This window comes from Rhodococcus sp. As11 (assembly GCF_048957735.1).
Lineage (GTDB): Bacteria > Actinomycetota > Actinomycetes > Mycobacteriales > Mycobacteriaceae > Rhodococcus > Rhodococcus gordoniae.
Window position 1 is genome coordinate 16,191 of the sequence record NZ_JARDJE010000002.1, and the last position, 21,150, is coordinate 37,340.

The following is a 21,150-nucleotide window of genomic DNA, read 5'->3' on the forward strand; positions in this document are numbered from 1 at the left end:
CCTCTCGTCGCGGGCTCATCTCTCCGATCGCGGCTTCGCCAGGACCCGGTGGACGGCCGAGGTCACGGCGTCGGGCGCCACCGTACCGAAGACCGCCATGGATTTGGCGAGGAGGGAACCGGGCACCACGTTCCGCTCGCCGCGCATCAGCGCGGCATAGCCGTCCCGGGCCACACGGGCAGGATCGTCCTTGGGGGACTTCCCCAGCAGGGTGTCGAGCATCCCGGCACGCGCGAAGAAACGGGTGTCGGTGGCCCCGGGCAGCATCGACGTGAGCGTGAGCCCGCTGCCGTCCAGCTCCTTCCGGACACCGTCGGCGAAGGACTGCACGAAGGCCTTGGACGCGTTGTACACGGCCTGGTAGGGGCCGGGCATCGTCGATACGACCGACGATGTGATCAGCATGCGGCCCGATCCCGCCCGCAGCATGTCGTTCAGCAGCAGGTGCGCCAGATGCACCGTCGAGCGCACGTTGACGTCGACGATCGAGAGCACGTCCTCGAGCTCTGCGTCGACGAATGCGCCACCGGCCCCGACACCGGCGTTGAGCGCGGCGGCGGCCGGGATGCGACCCTCGGCTGTCGCGGCCTCGTGGACCGCCCGGACGCCGTCCGGCGTCCGCAGGTCGGCGTGGACCGCAACCACGTCCACCCCGGTCTTCTCCAGGTCGGCGGCGACCGCGTCCAGCGCGTCCGATCTCGCTGCCAGGACGAGGTCGTAGCCGTCGGCCGCGAACAGGGCGGCCAACTCCCGGCCTATCCCTCGCGAGGCTCCGGTCACCAGAGCACGGGGTCGAGCATCGTTCATCTCTCCTCCTCGGCACGTATGGAGCGCGGGTACCCACACCCGGCCGGACCGACACGGCAGGCCCGGGATCCGCGAGCCGTTCGGGTCGGGCGCGTCCCCGGGTATGCGGCAGGCATCCTGCGCCCGCCCCAACCGGGGCGGTCCACACGGAATCTGGAGTTCACTTGCAGCACAAGATGTATCGGTTTTCGCCTGAACGAGCGTCGGACGAGGCACGCGAGGAACTCTGTGCCGCCGCGCAGAATGTCTTCGGCTGGAGCGCTCTGCGCCCCGAGCAACTGGATGCCATGGTGCCGCTGCTCGACGGACGCGACGTCCTCGCCGTCATGGCCACCGGCTCCGGGAAATCCGCGATCTATCAAGTGCCCTCGTTGCTGCTACCGGGGGTGACCGTGGTCGTCTCGCCTCTGATCGCGCTGCAGAACGATCAGATCGCCGGTCTCGACCACTCGGAGGCGCCCGACGCGGTCGCCATCAATTCGCGCCAGCCCGAGTCCGAGAACGAGGCGAACTGGCGTGCCGTGCTCGAACACGATGCCGACTACGTATTCCTCGCTCCGGAACAACTCGTCAAGGACGAGGTTCTGGACCGTCTGCGCGACGTGCAGGTCTCGCTCCTCGTCGTCGACGAGGCGCACTGCGTCTCGATGTGGGGTCACGACTTCAGACCGGAATACCTGCGCCTGGGAGACGTGGTCGAGACGCTCGGTCGCCCACCCCTCGTGGCCCTCACCGCCACGGCCTCGCCGCCGGTCCGCGACGACATCGTCGCGGCGCTGGGTATGCGGGATCCGCTCGTCGTCGCCGGCGGTTTCGACCGGCCGAATCTCGACATCGAGGTGCGCAGGTACACCGACGACGGAGAGAAGCGGCGCGCCGTCGTCGAGGCCGTGGTATCGATGCCCGGCCCGGGGATCGTCTACGCCGCGACCCGCAAGGACACCGAGCGGTACGCCGATGCCCTGCGTGAACGTGGGATCGAGGCGTGTCCCTATCACGCCGGAATGCGCGCCGGGGAGCGCGAGGACGTCCACCTCGGCTTTCTCGACGGTCGCTGCGAGGTCGTGGTGGCGACCTCCGCTTTCGGCATGGGCATCGACAAGCCCGACGTGCGTTTCGTCGTTCACGCCTCGATACCCGACTCGGTCGATTCCTACTACCAGCAGATCGGGCGCGCGGGGCGGGACGGGGAACCGGCCACCGTCCTGATGTTCTACCGGCCCGAGGATCTCTCGCTCGCGACCTTCTTCACCACCCATCATCCCGACGAGGAGTTGATCGCCCGGGTGTTCTCGGCGGTTCGCGCCGGATCCCCGATGCGGCTCGGACAGTTGCGTGCCGAGCTGGACGTGCGGGGGCGCAGGTTGTCGAACGCCGTGAACCTGCTCGAACGGTGCGGAGCTCTCGTGTCCGGCCGGCGAGGACTCTCCGTCGCCGACGTCTCGCGCCGGACGGCGGTCGAGCGCGCACGGGAGACGGCGGCGGCAGGTGAGCGCCTGGATCGCTCCCGCGTCGACATGATGCGTGGCTACGCCGAGACCCGCGGGTGCCGACGCCGATTCCTCCTCGGATACTTCGGCGAGTCACTCCCCGCGCCGTGCGGCCGGTGCGACACCTGCCGGGACGGCGCCGTCGACGAGGCCGGGACGGTCTCGGCGCTTCCGTCCCCCGGCGGATACTCCTCCGTGCTCGCCCCGAACACGCGCGTCGTACACGCCGAGTGGGGACCGGGAGTGGTCATGACGGGCGAGCACGATCGTGTCACCGTCCTGTTCGACGACGAGGGTTACCGGACGTTGTCGCTCGAGGCGGTCGCCGAATCGGGGGTGCTCACGGTCGACGGCGAGGACGCCCCCTCGGAACCCGCGCCTGTCCACACGGAAGAACCCGTGGCGTGAGCCACGGGTTCTTCGGATCCCGTCACCGGGCCGGGCACGGGTCAGGGGCGAACCGTGCCCGGAGTGGTCCGCGTCCGTGTCAGGAGCACACCGAGAGCGATCATGCCCACCCCCAGAACGAAGTGCAGCCAGTCGTCCGCCGAGTTCACGGGCACGAAGTTGGCGCTGCTGTCCTTGTCGATGATCAGGCCGTAGATCCAGAGCACCAGGTAGATCGCGCCACCGATGATCAGGAAACTGCGAGCGGTGGCCGCGGCGCGGGCCGCGGCGAGTCCCAGGACACCGAACAACAGGTGCACGATGTTGTGCAGGATGGACACCTGGAAGATCCCCAGGAGCAGAGCCTCGGAGTGGTGGCCTGCACCCGAGAGTTGGTCGTAGTCCGTCGTGACCCCCGGGATGAACCCGAGGATGCCGACCAGGAGGAACACCGCGCCCACTACGAGCGCGGCCGTCTGCACCGGGGTTGCCGTCATCGAGCCCCGAGTGGGTCGTGGGGATGGGGATGTCATGATTCGCGTCCTCTCACCGAACGTCCGTTTGCGCTGAGTGGTCCGAATTGCTCCCCCCGGGTAGCCCTGCCGGATCGAACCCAAACGTCGGTTTTCGCGCACCGCACCACGGGCGACAACCGGAATCCCGGGCGCCCCGCCTTTCGGCCCCTCCCGCCCTGTCACCACCCCGGCCACGACGAAGGCCCGCGGGCGTACCCGCGGGCCTTCGAATCGGCGAGGCTCAGGCCTGGCTGCTGCCGAACGCATCGCCGGCGGCGTCAGCGGAACCGGTGAAGAAGTTCAGCGCGTCGAACAGGTCGGACAGGTTACCGAAGAGGTCGACAAGGAACTCGAGTGCAGGCACGGGCTTCTCCCATCAATGGAACGACATCGAAGTTGTGACGACTCGCGTCGACACGCGATCCAATTGTTACCTGCATTCGACAGCTGCGCAGCGCGAAGAATTGTAATCCGGAACACAAATCGGCCCTAGCAGGGGAAATATCGAAAACTCGGTGAAAATCCGCCCGATATGTCGTATTCCTCGGGGAGTTTCCGGGCCGGACAATACGGTCTATTCGGGGGAAGATCCACATATTCCAAGATCGCCTTGTGACCATATCTCCACCCGGCGGGGGGGAACTTCCGCCGGTGCCCGTTCGTCCTATCCTGTGAGTACACCTGCCCGCCCGACCCCGAGGGAGTCATGAAACGCCCCAAGCGAAAACCTCGAAGACCCGTCCCGCCCAGACGTGACGATCTCTTCGTCACCCGAGCCCGGTCCCTTCAGTGCTGACCGCCCTCGGAATCGCGGCCGGCATTCTTGTCGTTCTCGCCATCACTGCTCTGACCGGCTACTTCGTCGCGCAGGAATTCGCGTACATGGCCGTCGACCGCTCCCGCCTGAAGGCCCGCGCCGAAGGCGGTGACACGGCTGCGGCCCGCGCACTGACGGTCACCCGCCGCACTTCCTTCATGCTCTCGGGCGCTCAGCTCGGCATCACCGTCACCGGTCTGCTCGTGGGCTATGTCGCGGAACCGTTGATCGGTAGCGGCCTCGGTGAGTTGCTCGGCGGTGTGGGCATCCCCACCGCCGTGGGTGTCGCGGTCGGCACCGTGCTGGCGGTGCTCTTCTCGACGGTGGTCCAGATGGTCTTCGGAGAGTTGGTGCCGAAGAACCTGGCCATCGCCCGCCCCGAGCCGGTCGCCCGCCGACTCGCCCTGTCGACGAGTGCGTATCTCGCCGTCTTCGGTTGGTTGATCAAACTGTTCGACGCGTCGTCGAACCTCCTGCTGCGAGCCCTGCGCATCGAACCGGTGCACGACGTCGAGCACTCCGCCACTCCGCGCGACCTCGAACACATCGTGGCCGCGTCCCGGGAGACCGGCGAGCTGCCTCCGGAATTGTCCACCCTGCTCGACCGGATCCTCGAGTTCCCCACGCGCACAGCCGAGCACGCAATGATCCCGCGTTCGCGGGTCGACGTCGTCGAGCTGGACGAGCCGGTTACCACGATCCTCGACAAGATGAGCGACGGTCACACCCGCTACCCCGTGGTGGGTACCTCGTCCGACGATCTGCGCGGTGTCGTGCACCTCCACGATCTTCTCGGACTCGACACTCCGACGGGCACGGCCGCGACGGTCTGCCGGCCGCCGGTGATCGTGCCGGCGACGCTGGCTCTTCCGGAAGTTCTCACCGAGCTGACCCGGGCCGAGGACGAGATGGCCCTGGTGATCGACGAGTACGGCGGTTTCGCCGGCGTCGTCACCCTGGAGGACATCGCGGAGGAATTGGTCGGCGAGATCGCCGACGAGCACGATCCCGCGGTCGCCGTCGAGGTCATCCGTCCCGAGGGCGACGGCTGGCTCGTCCGAGGCGACGCGCACATCGACGAGGTGGCCCGCACCCTCGACCACGATCTGCCCGAGGGTGACTACGAGACACTCGCGGGTCTGGTCATCACCGAGTTCGGCGGCCTTCCCGAGGTGGGTGACACCGTCCGGATCACGCTCGATCCCGATCCGGCCGAACTCGTGCACGAGGAGGGCCCGACCCACCGGACCCTCGTGGCCGAGGTACGCGACATCGACAAACACGTGCCGTCCTCGGTGCACGTGACCGTTCTGACGGACGAGGTGACCGGCGATGAGTAACCCTGTGGTCGTCGCGGCGGTGACGATCGGCCTGATCGCCGCCAGCGCGTTCTTCGTCGCGGTCGAGTTCGCGCTCATCGCGGCGCGGCGACACCGCCTGGAGGACGCGGCGGCGTCGAGCCGCTCGGCACGGGCCGCTCTGCGCAGTGCCTCCGAGTTGTCGGTGCTGCTCGCAGGATCCCAGCTCGGCATCACGGTATGCACGCTCGCGCTCGGCGCGACGACGAAACCTGCCGTGCACCACTGGCTCACCCCGTTGTTCGAGAACTGGGGCGCACCGCTGTGGCTCGCGGACGTGGCCGGTTTCGTCCTCGCCCTGATCATCGTGACGTTCCTCCACCTCGTCGTCGGTGAGATGGCGCCGAAGTCGTGGGCGATCGCCCATCCGGAGAAGTCCGCCACGATGCTGGCATTGCCGATGCGCGCGTTCATGTGGGTGACCCGGCCGTTGATCGTCCGGTTGAACCACATGGCGAACTGGTGTCTGCGGAAGATCGGCGTGGACCCGGTGGACCAGGTCGCCGAAGGGCAGGATCCCGATGCGCTGCGGCACCTGGTCGAGCACTCGGCCACGGTCGGCACGCTCGACGAGCGCTATCACGGACACCTCAGCAGCGCGCTGGAACTCGAGACGCTGACACTCGGCGACATCGTCACGCCGCAAGCACAGCCGAGCAGCGTGAAGCCCACCTCGACCGGCGCCGAGATCCGCGAGACGGCCCATCGCACAGGGCATCTTCGACTGCTCGTGCGGGCCAACGGCCACGTGGACGGCGTGGTGCACGTGCGCGACAGCCTCCAGGCCGCTCCCGGAACCACCGCGGCCGAACTGATGCGCCCGGCGCTGACGATCGACGCGGTGACGCCTGTCTACGAGGCGCTGACGACGATGCGGGAAACCAGGAACCATCTGGTCACCGTTACCGAGAACGGCCGGATCGTCGGATTGATCACCCTGTCGGACGTGCTGGCCCGGCTGCTGCCGATGAGCGGCGCCACGAGCTGACACACCGATACGTCAGGCCCGTTCCGGATCCACGGAGCGGGCCTGACGTCGCTTCCCGTCCCGACCGGCACCGTTCAGGAGTGCCCGAGTGCGGCGTGCATCTCCCAGACGAGGATCTCCGCGCCGGTCGCGGTGGTGAGCTGCCGGCCACCGCCGCCGGCAATCCGCACGGCGTCTCCTTCCGCGAGATGTCCGGCCCCTTCGAGCGCGGCTTCCCCTCGCGCGACGAACACGTGCAGGAACGGCGCGTCCGGGAGCGTCACGGGCCGGTCCGGACGCATCCGCGCGACATGCATGGCCGCGTACCTGTTGCGGATGCGGATCGCGGAATGGTCGGCGTAGGCATCCATTCCCGATGCGACCGGAACCAGACCACCGGAGAGCAGTTCGTCGTCGATCTCGAGCTGTTCGTATCCGGGCTCGATGCCCGCTTCGTCCGGCAGCACCCACATCTGCACGAAACGCACCGGCTCGTCGTGCTCGGCGGCGTGGGAGCCGGTGGCACCGGCACAGCGCCACGAGTCGTTCTTCTCGGAGTGGAGGATCCCGGAACCCGCACTCATACGCTGCGCGAGACCCGGGTAGATCACCCCGGAGTGCCCCGTCGAATCCTGGTGCACGAGCGATCCGCGGAGCACCCATGTGACGATCTCCATGTCGCGGTGCGGATGGGTGTCGAAACCGGCTCCGGGACGGACGATGTCGTCGTTGTTGACCATGAGTACGCCGAAATGCGTGTTCTCCGGGTCGTAGTGGTGGCCGAACGAGAAGGAATGTCGCGAATCGAGCCAGTCGATCTTCGTGCGGAGGCGGTCGTCCGCGCGGCGGACGTCGAGTATCGGTGTGGTGCTCATGCGGGGTCCTGTGTCGGGCAGTTCGGATCTGCGGTGGACGGATTGCGGCGGGGGCGGATACGCGCCTGGGGCAGGGGTGGCGCCGGGAGACGCTCGATCCGGCCGGTGTAGCCGGAGACGCTGCCGAAGCGATCGGACCCGCGTTCCCAGGCGTCCCGGTAGGCGACGATCTCGTCGTGGTCGCGCCCGACGAAGTTCCACCACATCACGATCTCCTCGTCGAAGGGTGTTCCGCCGAGGAGGACGATACGTGCGGGTTCGTCGGTGGTGTTGGTCAGTTCGAGGGCCGGCACACCGGTTCCGGTGTAGCCGAGCGCGGCACGCGTGAGCACGGTACCGAACAGCGCGACCGTACCGGTGTCGACGAGCACGCCGTGCTCGAACGACGGGTCGACGTCGAGGGTGATGCTCGTCGCAGGATCGAGGACGATCTCGGCCCCGAGCAGCGGCGTGAACGTCGTCACGGGCGACTGCCGGCCCGCGAGCGAACCGAGGAAGACCTTCACTGCGGCGCCGCGTACCCGGACGACCGGCGGCACATGGTGCTGGAAGTCGCGGGGCGCATCGCGATGCGCGTCGGGCAGGGCCAGCCACAACTGCACGCCGTGCAGCGTGGCGGTCGCGGATGTGGAGACCTCGGAGTGGCAGATCCCGTGGCCTCCGGTCATGAGGTTCAACTCCCCCGGCCGGACCATCGCGTGCACGCCGTGACTGTCGCGGTGTTCGATCTCCCCGGTGAACAGCCACGACACCGTCTGCAGTCCGGTGTGGGGGTGCGGTGCGACGTCCATGCCACCGGTGCGGGAGACGTCGTCGGGGCCGTAGTGGTCGACGAAGCACCACGCACCGATGAGCGAGCGCTGCCGTTGCGGAAGGGTACGGCGGACGGGCATCGCCCGCGGACCGCCGAGCGGGACGTCGCGCGAGGTGATGATCTCCACGCGGGGGCGGTGTGCGTCCCGGATCGGAAGATCCTCCGTCCGGCAGTGGATCTCCTCGGGGCGGGTGTCGGTATTGCTCATGCCGCTCGACTCCTCTCGGTGGTCGCGTCGGTCGACCTTTCCAGTGTGTCACATTTGATTGCGTAGTCAACTAACTGGGGTAGACTGGATTTCATGGGAGAAACGATGTGGCTGAACGACGACGAACAGCGACTGTGGCGTGCCTATCTGGATGCGACCCGCCTGCTGTTCCAGAATCTCGACAAGCAGTTGCTGCGGGATTCCGACATCTCCTTCACCGACTTCGAGATCCTCGTCCTGCTCTCCGAGGCACCCGACCGCAGGATGCGCATGCGCGACATCGCGGATGCCAGCACCACGACCCGCAGCGGGATCACCCGGGCGGTCTCCCGCATGGAGAACGCGGGATGGGTGCGGCGCGTGGAGTGCGAATCCGATCGACGCGGGGCCTGGGCGGAACTCACGGAGGCCGGCTACGCGCGACTCGCCGCAGCGGGCCCGGGCCACGTCGACGCGGTCCGCGAGAACATGTTCGACCTGCTCTCCCCCGACGACATCGCCTCCATGACCGAGACCTTCACCCGCATGCGTGATCGCATGATCGACGGTAAGCGGTCGGCCGCCACCTCCTAGCGGGTCCGCCCCTGCCGTCGGGACCACGACGCCTGCACGCTCGCCGATTCGGTGAACGTCGGTACGGCCGCCGAAGGTGGGTCACGACCGATCCCCGAAGCACCGCGCGTCGCGTCCGAGAAGTTCCGGCTCGCCTACGGCACAAGGTGCGATCGAAGGTCGCGCACCCGGTCTGCAACGAATTCATCGCCGATGCCGTGGGTTCATCCACAGGCCGGCCAGGACCCGGTGGCTCCCCCGGTTCTCTCGAGTTAGAGTGCTCGCCACACTGATCTTCGAGGGGGGTTCGATGAGCGGTCTGTTTCCCGGTGCCGGAATCCGGGTGGTGCCCGACGGAGTTCGAGCGTTCGGGACGACGAATCTTCGTGCGGCCGAGCACGTCGCGCAGGCAGGGGCGTTCGATCTGCAGGCCAACATCTCCGCGCTGAGTCCGGCCATGGGACTCATCGGAAGCGAGTTCCTCGCGGTGTTCGCAGCAGCGCAGTCCGAGCACACCCGTGCCGTCACACAACTGTCGTGGGCATACGCGTCCAACGGCATCGCGGCACACGAAGCCGCCGCCGGCTACGAAACCGCCGACACCGGAACGGCTTCGGCCCTCTCCGACGCCGCGGGAGGACTGTGATGCAGGGATCGGTCGCAGACGCCGCAGCAGCACCCGTCACCTCACCGACCGTTCTCGACGCACTTCGCGCGTCACCGATCGGACCGGTCCTCGACGCCCCGATTCCCGTACCACCGCAACCCGTGCTCCCCGAGCCGGGTCTGCCCGTCCTCGACGCGAACACGATCGTCGAACTGCTCGAATCGATTCCGGTGCCGGTGCTGCCCGATCTCGAGGTGATCGTGCGGCCGCTCACCGAACTCGGCTCGATGTTCGGCACCGGCATCCTCGACTCGCTCGATCCCACGGCGATCCTGCATCAGGGTTCGCGCCTGCTCGAGACCGCGACCACTCTCGGGCGCAGTGCGCTGCACGCGCTTCCGGAGTCGTGGGAGGGTGCGACGGCCGACGAGGCCACCGGTCACGGCGTCCGGGCTCAGCAGTCCGCGCTCGAACTGGCCGACCGCGGCGACCGGATCGGCGACGTCACCCGCGCCGCCACGGCGAGCGTCGAACGCGGCAACGTCGAATTGACCGGCATCGCACAGTCGTTCGTGGCCACAGCGGTCGCGGCCGCCCCCGCTCTGGTGACACCGCCGGGTCAGGCCGCTCTGCTGGCGTCGGCCGCACAACATCTTCAGGCGGCACTGGCCGTCGTCGCGCGTACGCGAGGCGAACTGGCGGTCCACACCGCCGCGATGACCCCGTTGACCGCACCTGTTCCGGTGCCCGCGCCCGTCGCGGTGGCGGGGGTGCACGAGATGCGCACGATCGCCACGGCCGCAACCGATGTCGCATCGAGTGCCGCTGCACCGTTCACCGCGGCCGCCGCTCACGCCCCGACCGCTCCCACCGCCTACGCATCGACCGTGCCCACCGCGCACACGGCGGTCCCCACCGTCGGTGCGGCCGTCGCAGGCTCGGCCGGAACGGTGTCGGCGGGAGTCTTCGCCGGTCACGGCAGCGCGGGGACCGCGTTCGGGACTGCGGGTGTGCCCGCCGCCACTCCGCTCCCGACGGGTGCGGGCGCGGGTGCGGGCGGAGGGTCGCCGGCGACGACCGGTACGACGCCGGGGGGCCGCACGCCTTCCACCGGCGGGATGGTCCCCGCGACGTCGGGCCGCGGGTCCGAGGACGAGGAGCACCGCTCCCCTGCCCGTCTCCTGAGTGCCGCCTCCATGAGCACCGAGGTGGTCGGCGAGTTGCCGTTGGTCGTTCCTGCCGTGATCGGTTCGCACGACGACCGGTGAGCCCAGGCCGTCAGTCGACCAGGGAAGCCACCTCGTGGTCGGTCAGCGTCGTCTGCGGCACGCGCCCGGCGCCGCGCGCGAGTTCGATAGCCCGGTAGAGCGGGCGTTCGCCGAGCGCGGCGTCGCGGGCCTCGGCCCGCAACTGTTCGACGAGCACCGACGAGACCGCCGCTGCCGGTGCAATCTCGCTGGTGGCCAGCGCATTCGCCAGCTTCCGCAGAGCGAGCACCTCGAGTTCGCGACCTCCGCCGTTGGCGTACAGCGCCAACGGAACCGACACGAGATTGTGCTCACCGTCGTTGACGCGCAGGACCGCCTGCGAGACGCCGCCCACCCGCACGAGCAGTTCGACGCCGGCGAGCCGCGCCAGATCGACACTGCGCGACCGGAATGCCCCCGAAAGGGTGATGACGGTGCCGCGCAGCAGCAGGTGCCGACGCGTGGCCAGGAACGCCCCGAGAGCCGGTGGCACCGCGAGGACCGCACCGACGAGCAAGGCCACCCAGCCGGGCGCGACGATCCAGACGAGGACGCCGAGGACGACGCCGACGGCGAGCGCGAGCAACGCGATCCTGCGTGCCCGCGGCCGCAGCAGCCGGGCCGGGATCAGATCGAGCGGGACGGCGCCACCGTCCCGGTCGTCATGCGCCGACAACGACCTCACCCACACGGGCGACGACGTCCGTGAGAGCAACGCTGTGCTGTTCGCCGTTGCGCAGATCCTTCACGACGATCTCGCCCGCCTCGAGTTCGCGGTCGCCGAGGACGAGCGCGACGACGGCGCCGGACTTGTCGGCAGCCTTCATCGCGCCCTTCAGGCCACGTCCGCCGTAGGCCAGGTCGACGCGGAGGCCTGCTGCGCGCAGCTTGTGCGCGATGGGCACGAGCGCAGCCTTGGCGGCATCCCCCATGGGCACGCCGTACACCTCGCATCGTGCGGGGCTGCCGGCCGACTTGCCCTCCGCGGCGAGCGCGAGAACCGTGCGGTCGACGCCGATCCCGAAACCGATACCCGAGAGCGGCTGGCCACCCAGCTGCTCCATGAGTCCGTCGTAGCGACCGCCGCCACCGATACCGGACTGGGCTCCGAGTCCGTCGTGGACGAACTCGAAGGTGGTCTTCGTGTAGTAGTCGAGGCCGCGCACCATGCGCGGGTTCACGACGTACGGGACGCCGATCGCGTCGAGGTGCGCGAGCACCTCGTCGAAGTGCGCACGCGCGGTGTCCGAGAGGTGGTCGAGCATCAGCGGTGCGTCGGCCGTCATCTCGCGGACCTCGGGACGCTTGTCGTCGAGGACGCGCAGCGGGTTGATCTCCGCGCGGCGGCGGGTCTCCTCGTCGAGCGGGAGCCCGAACAAGAACTGCTGCAACTTCTCCCGGTACTGCGGGCGGCAGGTGTCGTCGCCGAGCGAGGTGATCTCGAGGCGGAAGCCGTCGAGGCCGAGCGACCGGAACCCGGCGTCGGCGATCGCGATGACCTCGGCGTCGAGCGCAGGATCGTCGATGCCGATCGCCTCGACACCGACCTGCTGCAGCTGACGGTAGCGACCGGCCTGGGGGCGCTCGTAGCGGAAGAACGGTCCGGAATACGACAGCTTCACGGGGAGCTGACCTCGATCGAGGCCGTGCTCGATCACCGCCCGCATCACGCCCGCGGTGCCCTCGGGACGGAGCGTGACCGAGCGCTCACCGCGATCGGCGAAGGTGTACATCTCTTTCGTGACGACGTCGGTGGATTCGCCGACGCCCCGAGCGAACAGGCCGGTGTCCTCGAAGATGGGCAGTTCGATGTGCCCGTACCCCGCCAAGCGTGCGGCACGGGTCAGACCGTCCCGTACCGCCACGAACTCCGCCGACTGCGGGGGAACGTAATCGGGCACACCCTTCGGCGCCGAAAACGTGGAGGCCTTGCTCACTGGTACTGCCTTCTCTCGGAATTCTCTCGGTTGGTCACCGACGGATCGCGGTGTTCGTGTGTCAGCGGGATTCTGCCAGGCCGGTGAGGAAGGGATTCGAGACCCGCTCCTGCCCGATCGTGCTCGACCCGCCGTGACCGGGAAGGATGTTGGTGCCGTCGTCGAGCACGAGCAATTTGCGGGCGATCGAGTCGAGCAGTTGCGCGTGGTCGCCGCCCGGCAGGTCGGTACGGCCGATCGCCCCCTGGAACAGGGTGTCGCCGGTGAGCGCGACGTTCAGGGCAGCCCCGTCCGGGGTGGTGGTGCGCGTGCGCAGGACGACCGAGCCGCGGGTGTGTCCGGGCGTGTGGTCGACGACGAACTCGATTCCGGCGTGTTCGATCTCGTCTCCGTCGCCGAACTCCACGACCTGCTGCGGTTCGACGAACTCGACGCCGTCGAGGAAGGGGGCGAGGCTCGACCCCATGCCCTGCAGCGGATCGGTGAGCATCGCCCGGTCGTCGGGGTGGATGTAGACGGGGATCCCGTACCGGTCGGCGATCGGCTGCGCCGACCACATGTGGTCGAGGTGACCGTGCGTGAGCAGCACCGCCCGGGGCGTGAGATCGGATCCCGTGAGGAACTCCACGAGCGGCTCGGCGGCGTCCTGGCCGGGATCGACGACGACGCACTCCTTCGCGTTGTCCTGCGCGAGGATGTAGCAGTTGGTCTGGAACATCCCGGCAGGGAATCCGGTCACGAGCACGAGCATCGCTCCTACGGGTGGAAGCCTTCGAGGTCTCCTACAGACTATGCGTTGCGCCCTGTCCGCGGGTTCCCGGTCCCGGGTGGCAGACTCGAATCGGCTTCGAAGTCGGTTGGACCACATCGATCGTTCACGGGAGGACTACTGCAGTGCCGAGCAACGCACAACGGCGCCAGGCCGCGAAACGCAAACTCGAACGGCAACTCGAGCGACGAGCCGAACGCGAGCGCAAGCGGCGCCGCGCGACGATCGCGCTGTCCGCGCTCGGGGTGATCATGGTCGTCGGCGCAGGTGTTGCACTGTGGGCGGTGAACCGGGGTGACGACACGGCCACGGAGGCAGCGTCGAACGACACCTCCGGTTCCGAGTACGCGGCACTGCCCGAGGGCCGGTCGGAGCCGTTGCCCAAGACGGTGAACTGCTCGTACCCCGCCGACGGTCGCGAGCCGTCGAAGCCCGCGCAGCCCCCGCGCACCGAGGGCATCCGCACAACCGGCGAGGGCAACACGGACGTCAGTGTCAGCGTCGAGACGAATCAGGGCAACATCGGCCTGATCCTGCACAACGACGACTCGCCGTGCACCGTCAACAGTTTCCTGTCGCTGGCGTCGCAGAACTACTTCGACGACACGACCTGCCACCGTCTGACCACCTCGCCGTCCCTGCAGGTCCTGCAGTGCGGCGACCCGTCCGGGAGCGGTTCCGGCGGACCGGGTTACCAGTTCGCCAACGAGTTCCCCACCGATCAGTTCGCCGCCGACGATCCCGCCGCGCAGGAACCGATGACCTATCCGCGCGGCACCCTCGCGATGGCGAACACCGGACAGCCCGAGACCAACGGCAGCCAGTTCTTCCTGGTGTACGGCGACTCGGTGCTGCCCCCTCAGTACACCGTGTTCGGCACGATCGACGAGACCGGTCTTGCGACCCTCGACACGATCGCCGCAGCCGGTGTAGCGGGTGGGGCTGCCGACGGTACCCCCGCACTGGAGACGACCCTCACGTCGGTCAGGATGGACTGATGATCCGATTGCGCACCACCCTCGCCGCCGGCCTCGGGCTCGCACTCCTCCTCACGGGGTGCTCCGACGATTCGTCCACCGATACCGCCGCGAGCTCGTCGGCACCGGCGTCCGCCGCCGACCGGCAGTCCCCCGCCTACACGGGCGAACTACCGGAGCGACCCAGCGGCACCGACTCCGTCTCGTGCACCTACGACGCCTCGGGTGACGCCGCACGCGACGTGACCGCCCCCGCCGCGGACGACGTCTCCGCCACCGGCGCTGCTGCCGCGCAGATCACCACCAGCGTCGGCGTCATCGGCGTCGAACTCGACCGGGCCGCGGCCCCCTGCACGGTCAACAGCTTCGTGTCCCTCGCGGAGCAGGGCTATTTCGACGACACGCCCTGCCACCGGCTGGTGACCTCCCCCGGGCTGCAGGTGCTGCAGTGCGGCGACCCGACGGGCACCGGAACGGGCGGGCCGGGTTACGGGTTCGACACCGAGTACCCGGAGAACGTGTACGCGCCCGGCGACACCCAGCTGCGGCAACCGGTGATCTACCCGCGCGGCACGGTCGCGATGGCGAACACCGGTCGTCCCGGCAGCAACGGCAGCCAGTTCTTCCTGGTGTACGAGGATTCGCAGCTTCCCCCCACCTACACGGTGTTCGGGACGGTCGACGAGGCCGGACTCGCCGTGATCGAGGAGGTCGCGGCGGAGGGTGACGACGGCTCGATGGCGGCCGGCGGCGGTGCGCCCAACCGCGCGGTGCAGATCGAGTCGGTGACCGTCGGGTCCTGACACCCCCGTTCACACGGAACGCACGGACGTCCCGTCCCGGAGATTCCGGGGCGGGACGTCGTCGTCCGGCGCCAGACCGAGACGGATTCGGTCAGGCTGCCGAGGTCACCCGGTACACGTCGTAGACGCCTTCGACATTGCGGACGACGTTCAGCACGTGCCCGAGATGTTTCGGGTCGCCCATCTCGAAGGTGAACCGGCTCACCGCGACCCGGTCGCCCGTGGTCGTCACGGAGGCCGACAGGATGTTGACCTTCTCGTCGGCGAGTGCCTTCGTCACGTCGGACAACAGACGGTGCCGGTCGAGAGCTTCGATCTGGATCGCGACGAGGAACACCGACGACGGCGAGGGCGCCCACTGCACCTCGATGATCCGCTCCGACTGCTCCCGCAGCGACCCGGCGTTCGTGCAGTCGGTGCGGTGCACGCTCACCGCACCGGTCCGGGTCACGAAGCCCATGATCTCGTCGCCGGGAACGGGCGTGCAGCACTTCGCGAGCTTCGAGACCGTGCCCGGTGCGCCCGGCACGAGGACACCGGAATCACCGCTGTTCCGCGAGCGGGTCGGGATGGTCGACGGTGTGGACCGCTCGGCCAGTTCCTCCTCGACGCCACCGACGCCACCGAGCAGCGCGACCAGCCGTTGCACGACGTGGTGCGCCGAGACGTGGTGCTCTCCGACCGCGGTGTACAGCGCCGAGACGTCGGCGTAGCGCAGTTCCTTCGCGACCGCGACCATCAGATCGGCGTTCATCAGGCGCTGTAGCGGCAGACCGACGCGGCGCACTTCCTTCGCGATGGCGTCCTTGCCGGATTCGAGGGCTTCCTCGCGGCGTTCCTTGGCGAACCACTGCCGGATCTTCGCCTTGGCGCGGGGCGAGACGACGAACGACTGCCAGTCGCGGCTCGGGCCGGCATTGGGATCCTTGGAGGTGAACACCTCCACGACCTCACCGTTCTCGAGCTTGCGTTCGAGTGCCACGAGCCGGCCGTTGACCCGAGCGCCGATGCAGCGGTGTCCGACCTCGGTGTGCACGGCGTACGCGAAGTCCACGGGCGTCGAGCCCGACGGAAGGGTGATCACATCGCCCTTGGGAGTGAAGACGAAGATCTCCTTGACGGCCAGGTCGTAGCGGAGGGACTCGAGGAATTCGCCGGGGTCCGCCGCCTCACGCTGCCAGTCGAGGAGCTGCCGCATCCAGGCCATGTCGTCGAGCTCGGCGACATCGCCGGAGTGGCGTCCCTTCGTCTCCTTGTACCGCCAGTGCGCGGCGATACCGAATTCGGCGGTGCGGTGCATCTCGTGCGTGCGGATCTGCACCTCGAGCGGCTTGCCCTCGGGACCGATGACGGTGGTGTGCAACGACTGGTAGACGCCGTAGCGGGGCTGTGCGATGTAGTCCTTGAACCGCCCCGCCATGGGCTGCCACAGCGAGTGCACGACACCGACGGCCGCATAGCAGTCGCGGATCTCGTTGCACAGGATCCGCACGCCGACCAGGTCGTGGATGTCGTCGAAGTCGCGGCCCTTGACGATCATCTTCTGATAGATCGACCAATAGTGCTTGGGCCGGCCCTCGACGACCGCGTCGATCCGGGATGCCGAGAGCGTCCGGCCGATCTCCTCGCGGACGGTGGCCAGGTAGGTGTCGCGCGACGGCGCGCGGGTCGCGACGAGGCGGACGATCTCCTCGTACTTCTTCGGGTGGAGGATCGCGAACGCCAGATCCTCGAGTTCCCACTTGACCGTCGCCATCCCGAGACGATGGGCCAGCGGGGCGATCACCTCGAGGGTTTCGCGTGCCTTGCGGGCCTGCTTCTCGGGAGGCAGGAAGCGCATGGTCCGCATGTTGTGCAGACGGTCCGCGACCTTGATGACGAGCACCCGGGGGTCGCGCGCCATCGCGATGATCATCTTGCGGATGGTCTCACCCTCGGCGGCCGAACCGAGCACGACCTTGTCGAGTTTGGTGACGCCGTCGACGAGATGCGCCACCTCCTCGCCGAACTCGGCGGTGAGCTGCTCGAGCGTGTAGCCGGTGTCCTCGACGGTGTCGTGGAGCAGCGCCGCGACGAGGGTCGTGGTGTCCATACCGAGTTCGGCCAGGATCGTCGCGACCGCCAGCGGATGGGTGATGTAGGGATCACCGGACTTGCGCTTCTGGGTGGCGTGCCGTTCCTCGGCCACATCGTAGGCCCGCTGCAGCTGCGAGAGGTCGGCCTTCGGGTACAGCTCCCGATGGATGGTGACCAGCGGCTCGAGGACGGGCTTGAGGCTGGTGCCGCGCTGCCCGGTGATGCGCCGGGCCAGGCGGGCGCGCACCCGCCTCGAGGCAGAGGTGGACGCCGCGGTGGGCGTCGGATTCTGACCGGAATTCTGGGACCGATCGAGATTCTGGGTCATCCCTCCACCTCCCGTCGCGGCTGCGAACCTGGTTCGTCACCGATGCGCATGTCCGGACCGTACGGGCCCGGCGGGTTCACCGGCACCTGTGGCAACTCTAACTCTCAGATCCGCACGAGCGACGTCAGTGGGTACTTCTGCAGTCGTGCCCGGCCACCGAGAGCTTCGATCTCGGTGACGACGGCGATACCGACGACCTCCGCGCCGACACGCTCGAGCAGTTCGACGGTCGCGGACAGGGTTCCACCGGTCGCGAGGACATCGTCCACCACGAGCACCTTCCGGCCCCGCAGAGCGAGCCAGTCGCCCGGGATCTCGATCGCTGCCGTGCCGTATTCGAGACGGTATTCGCAGGTCTGCACGGGCGGCGGGAGCTTGCCGGCCTTCCGGACGGCGAGAACCCCCACACCGAGGGTCCGGGCGATGCCACCCCCGAGGAGGAAACCACGCGCATCGATCCCGGCGACCAGTTCGGCGTCGGGTGCCACGGACGACAGGGCCTCGATGATCGCCGAGAAGGACGGGCCGTCGGCGAAGACCGGCGTCAGGTCGGCGAACCGGACACCCGTGGACGGAAAGTCGTCGACCCATCGGGTGTGTCCGGCGACGGCTGCGGCAGCTTCCTCGACGAGCTGCGGTTCGCCGATCCGTTGAGCGTTCATCCTCTGAGTATCCACCGATCCATGTTCCAGCCCGCACCCGCGGTCGTCGGGTTCGGTACCCCGGCGTGTATTCCCGCGGCGAACCCGATCGTGCGGGGCTGCGCGAACAGCGGCAGGGTGGGAACATCGCCCCACAGGATGCGTTCGGCCTCGGTCGCGAGCCCGGCGACGGCGGCGTTGTCGCGGGCGACGAGCAGCCCGTCGAGCAGTTCGTCGACGCGCCCGATCGAGTAACCACCCACGTTGCTGCCGGCACCGGAGTGCAGCGCATCGCGCGCGTCCTCCATGTCCGCGGTGCCACCGGCCCCCGCCGCGGTGGCGGTACCCACGAGGATCGCGTCGACCTCCCCGGCCGTCAGCTGCGACGGCGCGAACGTGTCGGAGCCGGCGTCGACGATGTCGATGCCCGCCTCGCGGCAGGACTCGCCGATCAACTCGAGAGTGCGCGCGCGCCGGTCGTCCGGCCCGAGATATCCGATACGGACCTGCATCCGGTCCTGACCGGAGGCCTCGCGTTCCGAACGGGCGGCGTCGATGTCCACCTCGGCGTAACGTTCGGCCGACGGCGCGGTCTGCGGGTACAACGGCGAATCGGGCGCCAGGAGCCTCGACGTGATCGGGCCCGTGACGCCGTCCGACTCGTCGGAGGCGCCCAGCTCGTCGAACAACTGCGTCCGCGGCACGCACAGGGCGACGGCGCGACGCGCCGCCGGGTCCTGGAACACCCCGCTCGTGGCGAACACCAGCTGCTCGAGATTGCGCGAGACGACCGTGGAGACCTCGGCGCCGTCGCCGAGATTGCTGTGGCCGATAGATCCCTCGGCGGCATCGACGACGTGGATGCGGCCGTCCTCCGCCGCCGCGGACACGTCGGTCCCGCGCGGCCATACGACGATGCGATCGGTGCCCGGGGCGTTCCCCCACCACCGTTCGTTCGCGACGAGCGTCAGACCGTCCTCGGCCGTGTACGACTCGATACGGTACGGACCCGCCGACGGGAAGAGGGCCGGGTCGATCTCACCCGGGGTGAGAGACCAGCCGGTGTTCCAGAACTCCGCGATGCGCCGGACGGCGTCGGTGTCGTTCGTCGTGATCGCCCCGACCAGATCGGCCACGCCCGACCGGCCCGCCGCCACGTGCGCCGGCATCAGCTCGGTGGCCGAGAACAGCGACCTCCAGTTCGTGTCCTCTCGGCCGGGCCGGAAGACGACGGTGGCCTCCTTCGAACCGGGCCGACAGTCGACCCGGTCGATGTCGGCGTAGCCCCCGCGATGAGCGGCGTCGAAGAGCGGGACCTGTTTCCCGGCTTCGTCCGGTGCGGTGAACCGGCCGCTCGACGCCGCCCAGGCGAGGACGAGGTCGTCGCAGGACATGGGCACGCCGTCGGAGTAGACCGCGTCCGGAGACAACCGGTACTGCACGATCAGACCTTCGCCCGGCACGACCGAGGCCGTTCCGATGTCGGTGTCCGCGATCACCCGGCCGGACGGGCCGACGTAACCGAATCCGGGCAGCACCCGGGCGAACGCCTGGCGCGCGCCGGAGGCGGCACCGTCGACGGTGTTCGCGTTGTAGGTCGTCACCGTGTTGTCGATCGCGTACCCGATCGAGTGCAGCGGTTCCTCCTCCGTGGCGCACGCAACGGTGGAGAACGCGAGCGTCGAGGCCACCGCTGCACACGCGAGGAGCGTGCCGCGGCGCCTCGGCGACCGCCTCGTCGTCGGGTCGTTCCGCTCGGTCACCGCCATGTCACGACCTTCTCTTGGCGCGCTTTCCGGTAGGTCGCGCTCCGGGGGCGGGGCCGCGACGGATCGTCGCCCGGTCGGGCAGGGCATCGGAGGCAGGGGCCGGCGGAACGATCCGGGGATCGCGCGTGCCTGCGGCCTGCGCACCGGCCGTCGTTCCGGCCTTCGCCGCGCGGGCGGCGGCCTCCTCCCGCTTGGCGAGCACCTTGCGGGTGTGCTTCGCGACCGGACCACGCCATTCCTCGAGGGTAACCAGCAACGGGGTGGCGAAGAAGATCGAGGAGAAGGTGCCGACGACGATGCCGACCAGCTGGACGAGCGCGAGGTCCTTGAGCGTGCCCACACCGAGGAGCCACACCGCGACCACCATGAGCGCGAGCACCGGAAGCACCGAGATGACGGTGGTGTTGATCGAGCGCATGAGCGTCTGGTTGACGGCGAGGTTGGCCTGCTCCGCGTAGGTGCGGCGGTGCAGGTGCAGGATGCCTCGGGTGTTCTCCTCGACCTTGTCGAAGACGACGACCGTGTCGTACAGCGAGAAGCCGAGGATCGTGAGCAGACCGATGACGGTCGCCGGGGTGACCTCGAAGCCGACGAGCGAATACACCCCCGCCGTGACGACGATGTCGAAGAACAGCGCCGCGATCGCCGCCATCGCCATGTTCCGCTGGTATCGGACGGTGATGTAGATGCTCACGATGACGAGGAAGACCACCAGCGCGAGAAGCGCCTTGTTCGTGATCTGGCTTCCCCACGTCTCGCTGACGTCCGCGACGCTGATCGAGTTGCGGGACGGCTCTCCGTCCGGACCGGCCGGCTGGAACTCCTCGAACAACGCGGTCTGCAGTTGCGCGACCTGCTCCACGTCGAGGGTCTCCGACCGGATCTGCACCGTCGCGCCGTCGCCGGCGCCGACGGTCTGCACCGCTTCGGGTTCGAAGCCGATGGTGTCGCTGAAGACGGTTTCGACGTCGTCGACGGAGACGCCCGCCACGACCGGCATCTGGATGCGGGTGCCACCCTCGAAGTCGATTCCCCAGCTGAATCCGCGCAGCAGCATGCTGAGCAGGGCGATGAGCACGATCACCGCGGTGACGATGTACCACCGCTTGCGGCGGCCGACGATCTCGAAGGCACCCGTGCCGGTGTACAGACGGGACAGCAGGCTGTGCTGCGGTGCGGCCGTCGTCGTGGTCGTGTCGGTCATCG

The 21,150-nt window shown here is 68.7% G+C and carries 20 protein-coding genes; 8 read left to right on the top strand and 12 right to left on the bottom strand.

Annotated features, from left to right (window positions below; genetic code table 11):
• Nucleotides 1-15: 15 nt before the first annotated feature.
• Nucleotides 16-807, bottom strand: a complete 792-nt coding sequence (locus PV766_RS02455) for an SDR family NAD(P)-dependent oxidoreductase (protein WP_421096334.1) — start codon at nt 805-807, stop codon at nt 16-18.
• Between the two features lie 176 nt (nt 808-983).
• Between PV766_RS02455 and PV766_RS02460 the strand changes: the two genes are divergently transcribed.
• On the top strand, nt 984-2,705 hold the full coding sequence (locus tag PV766_RS02460; RefSeq protein WP_421096480.1) for a RecQ family ATP-dependent DNA helicase: 1,722 nt from the start codon (nt 984-986) through the stop codon (nt 2,703-2,705).
• A gap of 41 nt (nt 2,706-2,746) precedes the next feature.
• On the opposite strand, the gene PV766_RS02465 is transcribed toward PV766_RS02460, so the two are convergent.
• Entirely contained in the window at nt 2,747-3,181 is a 435-nt protein-coding gene (locus tag PV766_RS02465) for a DUF4383 domain-containing protein (RefSeq protein WP_026003250.1), read from the bottom strand.
• A 259-nt stretch (nt 3,182-3,440) separates the two neighbouring features.
• Nucleotides 3,441-3,563: a hypothetical protein gene (locus PV766_RS02470; protein WP_255162744.1), complete on the bottom strand. Its 123-nt coding sequence runs from the start codon at nt 3,561-3,563 to the stop codon at nt 3,441-3,443.
• 425 nt (nt 3,564-3,988) lie between these two features.
• On the opposite strand from PV766_RS02470, the gene PV766_RS02475 reads away from it, so the two are divergent.
• Nucleotides 3,989-5,356 carry a hemolysin family protein gene (locus tag PV766_RS02475; protein ID WP_064064951.1) on the top strand — a complete coding sequence of 456 codons (1,368 nt, stop codon included), beginning with the start codon at nt 3,989-3,991 and terminating at the stop codon, nt 5,354-5,356.
• Nucleotides 5,349-6,362 (top strand): hemolysin family protein, encoded by a 1,014-nt coding sequence (locus tag PV766_RS02480; protein ID WP_026003251.1) that lies wholly within the window; start codon nt 5,349-5,351, stop codon nt 6,360-6,362. The genes PV766_RS02475 and PV766_RS02480 overlap by 8 nt, the downstream gene beginning before the upstream one ends.
• A 74-nt stretch (nt 6,363-6,436) precedes the next feature.
• On the opposite strand, the gene PV766_RS02485 is transcribed toward PV766_RS02480, so the two are convergent.
• Together PV766_RS02485 and PV766_RS02490 are read right to left on the bottom strand one after the other, a co-directional pair.
• The gene (locus PV766_RS02485; protein WP_129976679.1) at nt 6,437-7,216 is read right to left on the bottom strand and encodes a pirin family protein; all 780 of its coding nucleotides are present in this window, start codon (nt 7,214-7,216) and stop codon (nt 6,437-6,439) included.
• The gene (locus PV766_RS02490; protein ID WP_421096335.1) at nt 7,213-8,238 is read right to left on the bottom strand and encodes a pirin family protein; all 1,026 of its coding nucleotides are present in this window, start codon (nt 8,236-8,238) and stop codon (nt 7,213-7,215) included. Before PV766_RS02490 ends, PV766_RS02485 begins: the two co-directional genes overlap by 4 nt.
• Nucleotides 8,239-8,331: 93 nt before the next feature.
• Here PV766_RS02490 and PV766_RS02495 point away from each other — a divergent pair, with 93 nt between their 5' ends.
• The 3 genes from PV766_RS02495 to PV766_RS02505 all read left to right on the top strand — a co-directional run bounded on the left by PV766_RS02495 (nt 8,332) and on the right by PV766_RS02505 (nt 10,665).
• On the top strand, nt 8,332-8,811 hold the full coding sequence (locus tag PV766_RS02495) for a MarR family winged helix-turn-helix transcriptional regulator (protein WP_064064954.1): 480 nt from the start codon (nt 8,332-8,334) through the stop codon (nt 8,809-8,811).
• Nucleotides 8,812-9,100: 289 nt separating this feature from the next.
• Entirely contained in the window at nt 9,101-9,436 is a 336-nt protein-coding gene (locus tag PV766_RS02500) for a type VII secretion target (RefSeq protein WP_026003172.1), read from the top strand.
• Nucleotides 9,436-10,665 carry a hypothetical protein gene (locus PV766_RS02505; protein WP_421096336.1) on the top strand — a complete coding sequence of 410 codons (1,230 nt, stop codon included), beginning with the start codon at nt 9,436-9,438 and terminating at the stop codon, nt 10,663-10,665. Before PV766_RS02500 ends, PV766_RS02505 begins: the two co-directional genes overlap by 1 nt.
• 10 nt (nt 10,666-10,675) lie before the next feature.
• Here PV766_RS02505 and PV766_RS02510 read toward each other — a convergent pair whose 3' ends face one another.
• The 3 genes from PV766_RS02510 to PV766_RS02520 form a co-directional block, all read right to left on the bottom strand.
• Nucleotides 10,676-11,320 carry a hypothetical protein gene (locus PV766_RS02510; protein WP_421096337.1) on the bottom strand — a complete coding sequence of 215 codons (645 nt, stop codon included), beginning with the start codon at nt 11,318-11,320 and terminating at the stop codon, nt 10,676-10,678.
• Nucleotides 11,307-12,581: a histidine--tRNA ligase gene (hisS, locus tag PV766_RS02515; RefSeq protein WP_421096338.1), complete on the bottom strand. Its 1,275-nt coding sequence runs from the start codon at nt 12,579-12,581 to the stop codon at nt 11,307-11,309. The genes PV766_RS02510 and hisS overlap by 14 nt, the downstream gene beginning before the upstream one ends.
• A gap of 61 nt (nt 12,582-12,642) precedes the next feature.
• A complete protein-coding gene (locus PV766_RS02520; protein WP_255162888.1) occupies nt 12,643-13,326 on the bottom strand; it encodes an MBL fold metallo-hydrolase in 684 nt (227 codons plus the stop codon).
• A 149-nt stretch (nt 13,327-13,475) separates the two neighbouring features.
• Here PV766_RS02520 and PV766_RS02525 point away from each other — a divergent pair, with 149 nt between their 5' ends.
• Both PV766_RS02525 and PV766_RS02530 read left to right on the top strand, forming a co-directional pair.
• Entirely contained in the window at nt 13,476-14,348 is an 873-nt protein-coding gene (locus PV766_RS02525; protein ID WP_421096339.1) for a peptidylprolyl isomerase, read from the top strand.
• Nucleotides 14,348-15,130 carry a peptidylprolyl isomerase gene (locus PV766_RS02530; RefSeq protein WP_064064957.1) on the top strand — a complete coding sequence of 261 codons (783 nt, stop codon included), beginning with the start codon at nt 14,348-14,350 and terminating at the stop codon, nt 15,128-15,130. Before PV766_RS02525 ends, PV766_RS02530 begins: the two co-directional genes overlap by 1 nt.
• A 91-nt stretch (nt 15,131-15,221) precedes the next feature.
• Here the strand turns inward: PV766_RS02530 and PV766_RS02535 are convergent, their stop codons facing one another.
• The 4 genes from PV766_RS02535 to secF all read right to left on the bottom strand — a co-directional run bounded on the left by PV766_RS02535 (nt 15,222) and on the right by secF (nt 21,148).
• Nucleotides 15,222-17,534: a RelA/SpoT family protein gene (locus PV766_RS02535; RefSeq protein ID WP_064064958.1), complete on the bottom strand. Its 2,313-nt coding sequence runs from the start codon at nt 17,532-17,534 to the stop codon at nt 15,222-15,224.
• A gap of 104 nt (nt 17,535-17,638) precedes the next feature.
• Nucleotides 17,639-18,196, bottom strand: a complete 558-nt coding sequence (locus PV766_RS02540) for an adenine phosphoribosyltransferase (protein WP_064064959.1) — start codon at nt 18,194-18,196, stop codon at nt 17,639-17,641.
• Nucleotides 18,193-19,944, bottom strand: a complete 1,752-nt coding sequence (locus PV766_RS02545) for an ABC transporter substrate-binding protein (RefSeq protein ID WP_421096340.1) — start codon at nt 19,942-19,944, stop codon at nt 18,193-18,195. Before PV766_RS02545 ends, PV766_RS02540 begins: the two co-directional genes overlap by 4 nt.
• 1 nt (nt 19,945) lies before the next feature.
• Nucleotides 19,946-21,148 carry a protein translocase subunit SecF gene (gene secF, locus PV766_RS02550; RefSeq protein ID WP_242496707.1) on the bottom strand — a complete coding sequence of 401 codons (1,203 nt, stop codon included), beginning with the start codon at nt 21,146-21,148 and terminating at the stop codon, nt 19,946-19,948.
• Nucleotides 21,149-21,150 lie beyond the last annotated feature (2 nt).